Raw genomic sequence first — 266 nt, 5'->3', positions numbered from 1 at the left:
AAATCCAAGGTGTGCCGGTCAGTGTCAACGGTTCATCGGAATAGATTTGCAGTAAGCCGACTGAGGATACCACTGGCGGAATGGCAAACGGCAAAATCACGACTAAATTCATCAACGGTTTAAGTTTTGGAAAATAGTAATCCACCACAAAAATTACCGGAAAAGTCAACACAATCGCCACCAGCAGCGCCATGAAACAGATCCACAATGAACGAAAAAGTGCGGTCAGAAACCGTTCGTCAGTCCAAAGTTGGTAATACCAATCC

General features: G+C 44.7%; 1 protein-coding gene. It reads right to left on the bottom strand.

Going from position 1 to position 266, the window contains the following annotated elements:
* On the bottom strand, positions 1–266 hold a 266-nt coding region (locus AC6UDG_RS07620; RefSeq protein ID WP_500706978.1), incomplete at both ends, for an ABC transporter permease.

Source organism: Fructilactobacillus sp. X2R1C1, from assembly GCF_059901435.1.
The sequence above is the reverse complement of the archived record's forward strand: the minus strand, read 5'-3'. Positions and strand labels throughout refer to the sequence as shown.